Origin of the sequence: Acidovorax sp. (assembly GCF_046291265.1) — a bacterium.
Classification (GTDB): domain Bacteria; phylum Pseudomonadota; class Gammaproteobacteria; order Burkholderiales; family Burkholderiaceae_C; genus Acidovorax.
In genome coordinates, this window is the sequence record NZ_JBKBTV010000009.1 from 17,874 (window position 1) to 31,449 (window position 13,576).

At 57.7% G+C, this 13,576-nt stretch carries 11 protein-coding genes; 2 read left to right on the plus strand and 9 right to left on the minus strand.

Annotation, left to right across the window (positions count from 1 at the left end):
• Window positions 1-248: 248 nt before the first annotated feature.
• Complete coding sequence (locus ACK41V_RS05360) at window positions 249-887, plus strand: LysE family translocator (RefSeq protein WP_409778879.1); 639 nt, start codon at window positions 249-251, stop codon at window positions 885-887.
• 207 nt (window positions 888-1,094) lie between these two features.
• On the opposite strand, the gene ACK41V_RS05365 is transcribed toward ACK41V_RS05360, so the two are convergent.
• The 9 genes from ACK41V_RS05365 to ACK41V_RS05405 form a co-directional block, all read right to left on the minus strand.
• Window positions 1,095-1,715: a hypothetical protein gene (locus tag ACK41V_RS05365; RefSeq protein WP_409778881.1), complete on the minus strand. Its 621-nt coding sequence runs from the start codon at window positions 1,713-1,715 to the stop codon at window positions 1,095-1,097.
• A 200-nt stretch (window positions 1,716-1,915) separates the two neighbouring features.
• Window positions 1,916-3,964, minus strand: a complete 2,049-nt coding sequence (fusA, locus tag ACK41V_RS05370; protein ID WP_409778884.1) for an elongation factor G — start codon at window positions 3,962-3,964, stop codon at window positions 1,916-1,918.
• 483 nt (window positions 3,965-4,447) lie between these two features.
• Window positions 4,448-4,624: a helix-turn-helix domain-containing protein gene (locus ACK41V_RS05375; RefSeq protein WP_409778887.1), complete on the minus strand. Its 177-nt coding sequence runs from the start codon at window positions 4,622-4,624 to the stop codon at window positions 4,448-4,450.
• A 375-nt stretch (window positions 4,625-4,999) separates the two neighbouring features.
• Window positions 5,000-5,416, minus strand: a complete 417-nt coding sequence (locus ACK41V_RS05380; protein ID WP_409778890.1) for a hypothetical protein — start codon at window positions 5,414-5,416, stop codon at window positions 5,000-5,002.
• 15 nt (window positions 5,417-5,431) lie between these two features.
• On the minus strand, window positions 5,432-6,361 hold the full coding sequence (locus ACK41V_RS05385; protein ID WP_409778893.1) for a hypothetical protein: 930 nt from the start codon (window positions 6,359-6,361) through the stop codon (window positions 5,432-5,434).
• An 813-nt stretch (window positions 6,362-7,174) separates the two neighbouring features.
• Entirely contained in the window at window positions 7,175-9,049 is a 1,875-nt protein-coding gene (locus ACK41V_RS05390) for a patatin-like phospholipase family protein (protein WP_409778895.1), read from the minus strand.
• 238 nt (window positions 9,050-9,287) lie between these two features.
• Entirely contained in the window at window positions 9,288-10,547 is a 1,260-nt protein-coding gene (locus ACK41V_RS05395) for a hypothetical protein (RefSeq protein WP_409778898.1), read from the minus strand.
• Window positions 10,548-11,047: 500 nt separating this feature from the next.
• Window positions 11,048-11,323, minus strand: coding sequence for an IPTL-CTERM sorting domain-containing protein (locus ACK41V_RS05400; protein ID WP_409778901.1), 276 nt, complete (start codon window positions 11,321-11,323; stop codon window positions 11,048-11,050).
• A gap of 630 nt (window positions 11,324-11,953) precedes the next feature.
• The gene (locus tag ACK41V_RS05405; RefSeq protein ID WP_409778904.1) at window positions 11,954-13,027 is read right to left on the minus strand and encodes a helix-turn-helix domain-containing protein; all 1,074 of its coding nucleotides are present in this window, start codon (window positions 13,025-13,027) and stop codon (window positions 11,954-11,956) included.
• A 314-nt stretch (window positions 13,028-13,341) separates the two neighbouring features.
• On the opposite strand from ACK41V_RS05405, the gene ACK41V_RS05410 reads away from it, so the two are divergent.
• On the plus strand, window positions 13,342-13,551 hold the full coding sequence (locus tag ACK41V_RS05410) for a hypothetical protein (protein ID WP_409778907.1): 210 nt from the start codon (window positions 13,342-13,344) through the stop codon (window positions 13,549-13,551).
• The last annotated feature ends 25 nt before the right edge of the window (window positions 13,552-13,576 follow it).

Sequence of the window (13,576 nt, forward strand, 5' to 3'; positions counted from 1 at the left end):
TCCACGCGGTCTAGCGCCCTGCTCGGCCAAGTGGCTGCTCGATATTGCTCAGGTTCCGCTTGAGTTTGTGGCATGCGACCTCCGACCAGGAGATTGCTTGAGGCTGGCGGCACGTTCGGCTCATCACCTGTCTTCCAGACGAATGTCGTTTGGAGCCCTTTTGCGCCTCTTACTTCCATCCAGAACGAAGGGTGGCAGCCATGCTTCAACAACAATAGGCCTTGTTTGTGCAACTGGAGGCCACCACCATGGCGTTAACCCACTGGCTTTTCTTCTGCAGCGTCTCTCTGCTGATGTGTTTTACCCCCGGCCCGGCCGTGCTGCTGGCGGTCTCGAACTCTATGGACGTGGGCGCCAAGCGCACCGTGTTCAGTTCACTTGGCAGTTCGGCAGGCATCTTCGTCGTGTCGGGGCTGGCGATGATCGGCATGGGCGCCGTCCTGGCGACGTCGGCGAGCGCGTTTCTGACCATGAAGGTGGTTGGTGCGATCTACTTGATATGGCTCGGCGTGAAACGCTGGCGCAGCAATGAGGCCTTGATCAACAACGATGCCGACCAGGCAACCTCACCACGACGTGAGCGCAAAAACTGGCAACTGGTGGCACAAGGGCTAGGCGTGTCGTTGACGAACCCCAAGGCCATCCTGTTTTTCTCGGCGCTGTTTCCGCAGTTCATCGTGCCCGGCATGCCGCTGTTCACGCAGTACCTGCTGCTGACCAGCACATTCGCCGTCTGCGCGCTGATCTCACACGCTTTTTACGTGGTCCTCATTTCTCTGGTGAAGCAGCACGTAGTGGCGCGCGCCAAGCTGTTCAATCGCATCGTCGGCGGTACCTTCATTGCACTGGGTTTAGGTCTATTGAAGACGCGACATAGGCTTGCTTAACGGCTACAAGCGATGATTTTCTCGTTGCGCGGCGACGGTTGGGGTATGGCCGCGTCGGAACCACATGAGCAACGGCTTTCGCTGCATTTCGATACCCGTGAACTCGCGCTACTTGCGACCGGACCCACCCTTGCGATGTTGACGATGGGATGAAGCACCAGGCAGGTGTCGTACAAGATTGGCGAAGCGGTCCCATCGTCCAGCCTGTCACCCGTTGTAGGAGTAGATAAGCAATCCCAGCGCGGGGACAACCACCAGATCCTGCTCATGGCCCGTCGTGAAGAACGCTCCCTCCTTTGCTGCAGCGCGCTGGGCTTGCTCCAGCAATTCGGGTGGTTCGCCTGCGCAGTTCTGCCCCCGAAACAGCCAGTCTTGCTCCGCTGCCGGCGTGGCTTTCCAAGGCTGGTACTGGTGGTACGGCCTGCCATCTTTGCCCAGATTCGCCGTTTCAAAGTAGGCCAGACCCTGGCTGCGGATGCGCACCAGGTTCGCGTCAGACAGCCGAAAAATCGCGAATCCGCAGCCCTCTCTGAACCCTCCGACCTCATCGTGGTGCACGACCTCCAGCAACTCGAACTGGGGCGGAATCGCTTTGCGATACAGCTCCACCTGCCAGTGGTTGCACCCCTTGATGGGAAGCAGAACTACCAGGGCCAGGGCGCAGGCTGCAGAGGCAGCGCGGAGCGCGACGACCGGTGGTCGGTATCCGAGCAACTGATGGGCCACGGTGTTCAAAGCAATGGCTATGCCTTTTGCAAGGAAGAAGACTACCGTTCCAAAGATAGCGAGGCAGAGCAAGCTGATGCCAAGTCCGATCGCGATAAACATTGCTACCTTTCAAGAAGTCTGGAGCGTTGCGCGCAAGTATTGGATGGCTGTGTGAGGTGGAAATGAAGTCTGTGAGGTGCGTGTGATCTTCTGGCAGCCTACGTCGGTAGAAGGAAAGCAAAAAGGGGCGCAGACATCTGCCCACGCCCCTCCTGAAATTGCGCTACCAAACCATCCAGCTCGGCCCGGCGCGCAACACTTCACTGCACTAAAGCAGCCATCTCTCCCGCAGGCACTACCCCGTAGTGGTCCAGCCGCATCGAGTACTGCGCACGTCCCGAAGACAAGGCGCGTAGGCTGCCGATGTAGCCGAACATCTCTTTCAGCGGTACCTCGGCTTCGACCGTGGCGGCGTTGCCGCGTTGGCCTTGGCCCCGCACCAGTCCTCGGCGGCGGTTCAGGTCGCCGATGGCATCGCCCAGGTAGTCGGCCGGGGTGATGACCTCCACAGCCATCACGGGTTCGAGCAACTGGGGCCCGGCCTTGGCGAAGGCTTCGCGGAAAGCGGCCATGGCCGCTAGTTCGAAGGCCAGCGTGGACGAGTCACGCTCATGGAAGCTGCCATCCATCAGCGTGGCCAAGAAGTCCACGGCGGGGAAACCAGCCACCACGCCCGCAAGGGCTGCACGGCGGACACCGGCCTCCACCGCGGGGATGAACTCGCGTGGCACGGCGCCGCCGACGATGCGACTTTCAAAGCGGATGCCTTCACCCCTGGGCAGGGGTTCGAGCTGCAGCTTCACCTCGGCGAACTGGCCGGGGCCGCCCGATTGCTTCTTGTGCACATGACTTACCTCCACACTCTTCGAAATGGTTTCGCGATAAGCCACCTGGGGGCGGCCTACCGACACGTTGACACCGTGGCGTGCGCGCAGCTTCTCTATCGAGACTTCGAGCTGCAGCTCGCCCATGCCGGACAGAATGGTCTGGCCAGATTCGGCGTCGTGCTGCAGCCGAAGGCTCGGGTCTTCGCGCAGTAGGGACTGCAGGGCCTTGGACAGGCCTTGCTGGTCCGCGCTCGCCTTGGGTTCGATGGCCACGTGGATCACCGGCTCGGGCACACTGATCTGCTCCAGCACCACGGGGTGGGCCGGGTCGCTCAGGGTGTGCCCCGTCAGCGTGTCCTTGAGGCCCACGACGGCGGCGATGTCGCCCGCCACCAGCTCATCGCGCTCGATGTGCTTGTCGGCATGCACTTCGTACAGGCGCGACACGCGCTCGGTCTTGCCCGTGCTGGTATTGAGCACCACGTCGCCCCGGCCCAGCCGGCCGCTGTAGACGCGCACGAACACCTTGGCGCCGTGGTCGTCGGTGACGACCTTGAACGCCAGGGCCGCGAACGGGTCGGCCGCTGTTGCTGGCTTCTCGTTGCCTTCGCGCACGATGTCGTCCGGCGAGGGCAGGTAGTCCACCACGGCGTCGAGCAGGGGCTCCACGCCGCGGTTCTTGAAGGCCGAGCCGGCCAGCGCGGGCACGAAGGCACCGGCCAGCACACCCTTTCGGATGGCGGCGCGCAGCACGTCCACGGCGATCTCTTCGCCGTTCACATAGGCCTGCAGGACGGCTTCGTCCTGCTCCACGGCAGCTTCGACCAGGCGGGCGCGGGCGCTCGCGGCTTGCTCAAGCAGGTCCGCGGGCACGTCGGCTTCGCGGTAAGGCTCGCTGGCGTCATCCTTGTCCCAGATGCGGGCACGCAGGCTCAGCAAGTCCACCACCCCCCGGAAGTCGCCTTCCGCTCCGATGGGTATCTGCAGGGGAACGATTCGCACGCCCAGGCGTTCTTCCATCATGGCCACCACGCGGTGGAAGTCGGCTCCCACGCGGTCGAGCTTGTTGATGAAGGCAATGCGGGGCACACGGTACTTGTCGGCAAGGCGCCAGTTGGTCTCCGTCTGCGGCTCCACGCCGGCCACGCCGTCGAACACGACGACCGCGCCATCGAGCACGCGCAGCGAACGGTTCACCTCGATGTTGAAGTCGATGTGGCCGGGCGTGTCGATCAGGTTGAGCTGCGCGCCCTTCCAGTGCACGGTGACAGCCGCGCTGTTGATGGTGATGCCGCGCTTTTGCTCTTGCGGGTCGAAGTCCATGTGCGCTGTGCCGTCGTGCACTTCGCCGATGCGGTGGCTCTCGCCGGTGTAGAACAGGATGCGTTCGGTGGTTGTGGTCTTGCCCGCGTCGACGTGGGCGATGACACCGAGGTTGCGTAGAAGGGCGTTGCTGTTGGGGTTGCGTGAATTCTTGGTCATGGCGAATCTTTCTTGCGGCTGCACTCGGCTCTGCGAGCAGCTGCCGCCTGGTTGGCATTGCGCCAGCCCAGGCGATGGATTCGCCTGATGGCTAGCGTCGATGGGAAGTTGTGCTGTCGCCGGAGCCCGGGCGCACGGAACTCAAGCTCCGGCGGTCGGGAATCGTGGCAATCAACTTGTCGTAGGTACGCATAGGTTGGTGAGGGAATAGATAGATCTAAAAACAAAAAACCCCGGAGGTGGAGCCTGCCGGGGTTCTATTGACCGGAAGGCGTACAGCCCTCCGACACGCGATCGAGGGGCGCAACTAGGTGGCGAACGATGCCTTGATCACGTTGGTGAGAATTTTCATAGGTGTGAATTATCCTCCTCGCGCAGAAAGCTTGCAAGCGACCACGTCGTCGTTGGCGTCTTCAGGCTGGTTGTGGACGTTCGGTGACCACAGGCAAATGACCGTTATCCGCCAGAGCAAACGTTCGCACTTTACGTGCTGCGCTTGGGGCGCAACCCGTCTATGCCGTGCAGGCGGTAATGGCTCACCCAAGTGCGGATCTTCTCCTCGGGAACTGACCACTGTCGAGCCAGCAGCTTCGCTCCGCCGTCCCCAGCCAAAAAGCTTGTCACCACTTTGAGCTTGACCTCTGTTTGATACTTTTTCATGAAACCCTTTGAAGTTTGTCCAACTTCTGGGGGTCAGTTCAATCCAGGGGAGATTCACTTGCGACGTTGGGGAGCGCTCTACCATGTAGGCGAGGTTCGCAAAGGCCAACCGTTGACGTAGTCAGTGAGACAAGTGGGAGATTGCAGTCACAAAACTTCCTCAACCTCTTGGGAGGTTCCTTAAATCATCTCCATCTCGCGCTCTTGCACAAGTCGCGTAGGCTGGGCCCCTCACGGAGCATGTGTGCCGCGTCACAGCGGCATCCGCGAAAGCCAAAGAACTTGCTAGAAGCGAAGCTCCGATCCCAAAGGCTATAAGGAGGATAAGGCAGCGCCATAGGTTTTCCTGTGGCGAGATTACTTCTTTGCCTCTTGTTAGGAATTTCCGAGAGCTGCGTCGGCATTCGCGTTGTGGATCGCCTCCTTGACCCCTTTTGCGGCCGACAGGATCCCTGACGGGTCTCCCATCACGACTGCTCCAGCAAGTACCAGGAAGCTCGCGATTACCTTCAGTCCTTTCTTGATGTCATTGATGTTCTCGATGAAGAGCTTGCTCGCATCGGAGATTTTTTTTAGCTCTGTAAGCGCCCCGGCGGCTTCTCCACCAATCACTTTCAACGCCTGCCCGTTCAAAGCCGCGATCGCCTTGCTTGCCTGCGTGTCCAAGTTCTCAACTTGGGCATAAAGTGAGCTCCCTGGATTTGACAGGAGGAACGCCTGCATCTTGGTTCTACTGTCTTGGAGTGCTGTGACGGCCGTCTGAATCGTTGCGAGGGGGATAGAAGCTGCCATGAAAGTCACCTCGAATTAAAGCTTTTGAACGCTGTCCCGTAGATCCCTAACTTTCTTGATGAAGTCCAGGAGTGCGGGCATCTTTTCGATCGCTGTCTTTTCGTCAAACTTGACGATGAGTTCGGCGTGGGCTGCGGTAAGTGCGTCGGCAGCCTCGTTGAACTTGGTGATGTTTTCTTTGGCTTTAGTGACAGCGACGATCCTCTCATGGTTCTGAGCCTGCAAAACACGCATGGGGATGGCCCGGTACATCGCCGCAAAGGATGCGTCGTCGTTGCCTTGGACCTGTACGGCGTTCGAACCGGCCAGTAGCCTGGCCTCCATAAATCGAAGATGCCTCTCCAGTTCCATCAACTCGTTCAGATATGGCGTGTTGACCACAACCTTCATAGCTTGCACCGTGGTTGCGAGGGCGACCTTACCTTGCTCAAGCTCCTTCCTGGCCTCCTCCTTGACCTTGTGGCCCAGGAGCATCTCTACGGCGTAGGTCGCCAGCTTTGTCGCAAGATCAAGTTCTGTTTTGTTGATAAGGGCCGTGCCGCCAGCGTTCTTCAGCTTGCCGGCCGCACCGGAAACCGCGCCGATGTCCGCGGAGAGCGCGTCAGCTTTGAGCCCCGCGAGCTCGACAAGACCGGCGCCATAACCGTCCAGGATTACGGCAAATTCCTGGACAAGCTTTTTGTTGTCGGTGATCTCCTTGCAGTCCGTAGCGGCGACCACAAGAGTCGTGGGGTAGTTGTATTCGCCGTAGGTCTTGGGGATGGCCTCTTCGGTGCGCCGTGCGAGGCAGGTCTTCTCGAGGTCGCTGACCATCGGTTTGTAAGTGGCCGCAAGAGCAGATGCGCCTGCTCCGAAGGTGGCAACTGGCTTAAGATTTGCCGCGCACCCTGTCGTGAGTGCAACGAAAAGTCCCAGAAACAGGACCTTTAGTAATTGAGTGCCCATAACGGTTTCCTCCTGCCCAAAGTTTGCCATTTCGTTCTTACCGCCACATGCGGGTTTGCGAGTAATCAATTTGGGTGAGGCGCCCGCGTAGCGGGCGCGAGCCTGCACCAAAACGCAGCGTTCCGCTCACCAATCCGGGAGTTTCAGGCCTTGCGGACTGATTGCCTGAGTCCTTCATTTGCCGACGGCGTTTATGTTTGACCTTTGGCTACTTGAACTTGCCGCTAATGAACGTCTACACATTGAAGCGGCATCTGCGCGTATCCGAACTGCATCACTGCGACGTTCATTGCTTTGGCCGGCTATGGCAGTTCCGATGACAGAAAGCGCGGAGATACGTTGGCTTCAAGCACTATCCGGTGAAGCCCACGGATTTTGCGAAACTGGTGCGCTTGCTGAAACTTGGATAGCACGTCACGCTGCAGATCCTCCGCACAACTTCGAACCGAACCGAAGCGGACCGAACCTAGTCTAGATTCTGACGCGTCAGCGTAACGACTGCTTTAGGCAGACCGTGAGAGTTCAGCCGTGCGAACAGCTGACATCCGACCACGATTTGAAGGGGTACCTGCGGCCTGCCAAGCTGGATGACTGCGGTTCCCTCGATACTGGTCATCGGTGCTACCGCACTGCCGGGTAAGCCGATGGCAGCTTGTTGCCATGCACCGTGAATCCAGCTCCCGGCCGCGTCGACGTCACACGGTGCAGACTCGACTTTGGGATAGTAAATATCGAGCAGTGTCTTGCGTAGATAGACACCTTCACCAACATTGACAATGAACAACAATTTCAGCCATCGAGTGGCTAGCGAGATCAGTCTCCATTCATTGCCGGAATGCTTGGCCCAGGCCTGACTTTGTCGTTTGGGTGTGCAATCTGCAGTTGCTCCGGCCTTCCCAGAACGATTTTCTGATCATCGAACTTCAAGTAGCCAGCGTTGTAACGCCCCAGCTCCCTGTATGCGGTGATTTTGTACGAGCTGAAATTTAGTACGGAGCTCGCCGTTCCGTCCTGCGGGAAATCCATGTAGTCCCCCTCGGGGGTCTTGTACTCCGTGTTGTTGGCATAGTGCAGGATCAACCCACATGGCAGGGATGTAGGTTTGGTCTGGCACTCAAGTGCCTTGTCGTTGTACGCTTCCCTTATTTCTTGTTGGTTCCAGCCTGGCTTGATTAGCCAAAGGTTAGTTCGCTGACCGGTGTCTTCACTTGTTATAGTTCCCCTGACGACAGGGTTTAGCCACATGGAAACGTTGTAAGCGAGGTTCTTCCCATCGCCAGCGGGCGGGAATTGAAATTTGCAGATCTCATCGAAGTGTTGGAGGTTTTCAAATTTCATGACCAAACGCTCTTGTTCCAAGGCCTTTTGGGCCCAACAGAGATCGTGCATGGTTCCCCTTTTATCCTGGGCACTGTCAGCGATGATGATGTCACTCAAACGTCGACGGACCAAACTCATCAGCCCAAGGTTGTCAGCGCCACCACCGTCGCTGAGGCGTGCTGGCTTGCCGTTCTTGAGCTTGATGTCTACTCCCCATCGCGACGAAGGCAACAGGTGGTTAGAGATCCCGACCATCAAAGATTTGAGAATTCCCGGCTGCACACCTTGTGAATCTGCGAAAGCGGCCGAAGCGCGAACTGCTTTCGGGATTTGCTGAATCTCGGGAGCGAATTTCTCCGGGGATGACTCATATGGTGCTAACTTGTTCGGTGAGCCCTGAATGAACGGAGAAATTTCATACAGTGTTTCCATATTGGGCAGCTTGCCCTTGTTACCTAGCGTGGATTGCAAGACCCACATCGGTGGTGCGGTGTCGTTTTTGTAGAGTTCGCGCAGCTGAGCAAAGGTAGCAGTGGTGCCGTCCATCCGTGGCAAGTAGTAGGCCTGCGAGTCCTTGTTGTCGTTGGTATAAGACCAAGCTTCTTGTCTGTCTGGGGCGCCGAACTGACGGCGCTCCGGGTTTAGGCCCCAGGTCCGTTCTATCCCCGCCTGGTAGGCGTCGACTAAGCCCGTGTTGATACCCATCCAGCCCACCAGAAGCTCAAACATAGTGTTCGCAAGAAGACCTAGCGATTCTCCTACGGGTGCGCTCTGCTTATTACTGGTCTGTGCGGTATAAGCCGTGCGAAACAAATCTGGATATCGAACTAGGTGCGCTTGGAAGCGGTACGGATCACCTGCCACGTTGTGCGTTCCGTTTGCACACACGCTAACTTCTTTTTTGGCAGCCGCATCGAACAGATGCTTGTACTCGGGCCAATCTTTTTTGGTGCTATCAACCAGTGGGTAGATTCGCCAAGCAGGCCAACAGTCGAGAAAAATTTCCTTTGCATCGAAATTGTGGCGCTTGGCTTCAATTTGCTTGGTGAAGTACCACATGGCGGCATAGCTGCCGCCTGACACACTGGAAATGACGTCTACATGTTGCAGCACACCTGCGTCATGGAGTCCATGTAGGACGCCGTGCGCGAAGGCCGCTGCCTTTGTGCCTCCACCAGCGAGGGCGAGGCCTACCTTAGGTTTCTTGGCGCTAGAAAGGTGTGCACGCTCGGCGGCAAAAAGTCCGTCCTCGACATTTTGAGGGTTGCCGAGGTCATGCTTGGGCTCAGGCTTGGAAGGCGAAGCGCTCATCGCAGTACAGCCTGCTAGCCAGACGAAAGATGCGAGAACGGCGATGCCATGGACCATAAACCGCACTGCGCAATTCCTAAATTTGCTCATCAGAATGCCCTCGCCTTGGTGGGTGTCCCGGGGGAGCTAAGCGCTTTTTTTATGTCTACACACTACGCAGTGCGGCACAAGCACGTCAAAGGGTGCTGAGGGTATAGATTTCCCCCGCTTGCACCATGAGTCGCTGTACTGCCGAAATCTTCGCGTATTGCCGACTTAGCTCCAAGCCGATCGGTTTTCTATTTCAGCTTTTGGCCTAGAAATTCCCGGCTGTAGCCTTGCGCACAGTTGGCGTCAATTGATAGACACACTCGAGATACGGGCCAACCTCGGACCAGTCCGCCTTTGCCTTGCGCAATGCGACGAGAGTTCTACCGACATCGACTACGTCAGGCGTCAAACGGTTGTTGACGAATGCCATACGGCTGTCTGCGTCAGCATGTTTCGCGGAATCTTGATGGGTATACGAATGGAACTCCTGTATTGGGCCAGGGGCGCGGTGCTGACTGCCTGCACACTTGTCTCCGTTAGCGGGCTCCATCCGGTCCACATGACCTGCCGCGAAGCTATCCTCCACCATGTGCAGCAGACTCCCAAATGCGATGTCTCCAAGATGAGCGCGTAAGCTGGGGTCGCCCAGCGTAAACAACTCTTGCACCCTCCATCCACTAGTGCCAAAAAACTGTTCGATGACTGGCACTTTGACATCTTTGAGCCAAGTGCCAAGTTCATAGTCGCCCCTAACGACTCCCCAGGTGAACTCTGCCCAGCTCAGAATTTTCCGACGTGTCTCAACCGGATCCTCGTCGTTCGCCGACGCCATCGAATGAATGAACTGCAGATCTCCAAAATGGGAGCGTAGTGGTAGCGCAGATTGGTTTGCGGCGTCGAAAGTTTTTTCCGGAGTCGCCTTGATCTGTTTTTCTGCTGCAAGAAACAGCTCACCCCAGCATCGCGGCTGTGTAATGAACCTGATTGTCATTGGCCGTCCATCGGCATAGGTGGTCTTGCACGAAGTTCCTTTTGCTTGGTCGCTTTTCATCTGAAACGGCGGATCATCGTTCCATCGGACGCCGGCGATGATGTACGGGGTGGCGTAGTCAGCATCTGGGTTGCTGCAAATGCCAAGGCCCTCATAGTTGCAATCGTAGGCGCGATGGGTGATCTCTTCGTGTACCGATTGCTTGAATCTAGGAAGGCCCTTGTCGGCCAACGAGGAAAGAATCCCGTCTAGCCATGAGGGTGCCCACGCTTTGACGGCGTCACGGTCATAACGCGTACCCTTCGGAGAAAGGTCAAAAGCGTTAGCCGTTAGTGCACTTCCGGCAAACAGACATGTAGCAACAATCAGTTTTGCAACTGTGCTGTACAGGACCGTTTGCGAGGCACAGATGGCGGATGAGGCAGCGTCATGTTTTTCAGATCTGCGTAGCTCATCAGCCGCAGAACTGGGCAAGCTTTCAGATGTTGACCAAGATACCGACGCCCCCACACGCAATGCGGCTTGATGTGCCATAGATCCCTCCAGAGTGTTTTGTATTTCAACGTCTGCTCAGCATCGGCTGACCAACCTCTTTTTCAGCGATGTCGTAACAGAATGCAAGAAATTTTTTACTAGGACTGATAAGTCCGCAACTGATGGCCCGCAATGGAAGTGCGGTCCGAAGTCTCAGAGCCCGTACATCCACCGCAGACGGGAGTAGACCGAATCGCGATCTCAGCCGCTCGCTCAACTGCCACCGGCTTAGAAAGCCGGGTCGCAACTTCTGGCCATTGTTTTTGTAGAGGTGGGAACTTGCGGATTTGAGGCCGAAGCTACTGGTGGCGTGCTGCTTTAGGCTGATTGCACCCAGTCATGTTCCAGAGATGGCCGGCGGCTAGTGCAGATTCCATTCATTGGGAGCTAAAACCGCTTGCAGCAGCTGGCCTTTAGGACCGGAAGGTGTTGCGCCTCCACCCGCAACGCTTCAGTGGGAACCCCGGCAAGTATTGAGCTTGTCGGGATTTTTCTTTGGGTCAGTTCCCTGTGCGTCCGCGCCTGACAGCGGCGATACCGATCATTGCCATCAGTAATATGAGACCCACCAGAGCGTAATCGCTGAGAGTGGGAATTGGAGCGGTGGCAGTTGCAACGGGTGGGATGGGGGGCCCTACATTAAGAACTATCGTGTCGCCTGAAGGCAGAGTAAATGTGCGGGTAGCTCCGTTGGTTAGACCTAGTCCAGCTATCGTTCTGCCTGAGAAAGTCGATGAATTCGAAATAGGCGTGCCAGAAACATATGCGCCTGGCAATCCCAGGACGGCATTGAAGAGATATACGGCTGGCCCAGTGGCAGTGGTGGCCTGAGATATGAGGCCAGTAGTAACTGCAGATACTGGTGGAGTGAGTACGTTCGAATAAGTGTCCGCCGCCGACCCACTACCAACACAGATACTGCCCCCGTAAGGATGCCGCAGCTTGACAACCCCAGAGAACCCGGAAAGCCGGTGGTGTCGATAGAGCCGCTGCCCGTCATGACGACATCGGGCCCGCTCTGGACTATGTTTATCGTGAACGTCGCATTTGCAGCGCTCGCGGCAGCCACTAGCGCCACAAAGACACAGAACTTAAGCAGATTCATCCCATCCCCATAGATACTATGTGTGCATGCGAGTGTACGAGGTGGGTTGAGCCTTGGTAGTGCATGGCGACAACGCCGCTGCGAAGCGGCTTCGCCGAACGCAACTGGAGCTGTCGCGTGCTGGACAGCCCGCACTCGTACAGGGTTGAGCCGTGCCCAGCGATCCTGGGGTGAACGAGCAATTTGTACTCGTCGATCACATCCAGTCGGTCCCGTTCGTTGCGAGCTTGCCGCTACCAAGGAGTAAGCCCTCATGGCCGAAGGCGGCTAGCCCCACCAGATTTGAGCGTGAAAGGTCAGCTCAGAGACGCTTGCCCCACCCCTGCGCAGCGCCTTGCACGCCGCTGCTTTCCATGCTGAATTGATGTGCCCGATATTCCTGCGGTGCCACCCCAAAGGCCCGCCGGAACGCCCGAGAGAAGTCGGAGGCGCTGCCAAACCCAAAGCTGTAGCCCACCTGCACTACGGCCATGTCACGTCGTTGTACCAAGTCCTGCGCCGAGGCCCAGAGGCGGCAGTGGCGGATGTAGTTGGCCAGCCCTCCTTCCTCTTCGAACATCCGGTAGAGCGTGGGACGCGGGATGGGAAACCGCTCCATGATGCTTTCCGGTGAAAGGTCCATATTGTGCAAGTTGGCCTGAACGTAGCGGCGCACTTGGCTTTGCACCGCCAAGCGAGCCGCAGCGCGGGCGCGCTGGCTCAGGTCATGCTGCTTGCTGAAAGCCGCCAGGATCAGATGGGCGCAGGTGCGGATCGTGGTGGCGGCTTCGTCGGCCGGCATCGATGCCAACCTGTGGCACAGCGTGAAGAGATGGTCCAGGATCAGGCGGGTTAGCGGAGAGGAATATGCGATCACCCGGCCGTGGATGGATTCCGCATCGGCAATCTCGGACTCTACCAACGCACGGGGCAGAAAGAACGCTAACGCCCGCACCTTGGTGGGCCGCACCATGCGCATGGGCTGGTTCATGTCCAGCGCCAGGATGCCCGGCACGAACTGAGTGGAGCGGCAGTGCAGTCCCTGCTTCACATGCGTCTCCAGCATTCCATAGGCCGCCACATGGAAAACGAAGTCGCGCACGGAATCCCGGGAGATGCGTGCCCCTGTTCGTGCCTGAACCAGTCGGTCCGTTCGGCTGTCCAGGTAGGTCATGTCGGGCAACACGTAGGCGTCCAGGTCCCCCTGAAACCCATGCTTGACTTGGCTGCTCGAAACGGGCGTGTCAAGAATGCGCCCCACATATTCGCTCCAGACCAGTGCTTGAGAGCCTACCGCCTCGTGCGCCACCGTGAAATGCTGGTGCACCGCCGGCAAAGGCGACGTCAGTCCCGCAGAGATGGTGGGATAGGCGTAGCGGTCGGCGGCGGAGGTCATGGACCCGGGATTATTCATGCTTCCATAACCTGATCCAAGACGACAGGGCCATTCATTACAGACTACGACTACGGGTTGATCGCCCGCCGAATGGGTAGGCAGTCATGAATCTTTTGCACCAATCTGCAAAAAAATATGCCAAGTGAGACGCACGGTCAAAGTCGGCCAATCAATTTAGTGAGAATTTGAAACACGGCTTGGACGGAATTGCTGATGACCTCCCGGTATAGCAAATAGCCCCCAGTCGGCCATTGACCCTCGGGATTGTCCCCGGCGCCGCAGCGCTGCCATTCAGCGCTCACCTGAGATAAACCGTGCGTCACTCTCTAATTGCCCGTGCCCTGCCCAGCGCCACAGCCTTGAGCAACAACGCCCACACCTTGGTCTTCCAGGTTGCTGACAACGGCGAGGAGGAGTGCGAAACGGCCTTGCGGGCTGTCGCCGGATCTTTCACGTCCAAGCTGTTCGCAGCCTATCGCGTGTGCATTCCTGTAGTGGGCATTGCGGCCTTTCACTGCAGCTGAGTGAGTGTGATGGCCATTTTTTCAT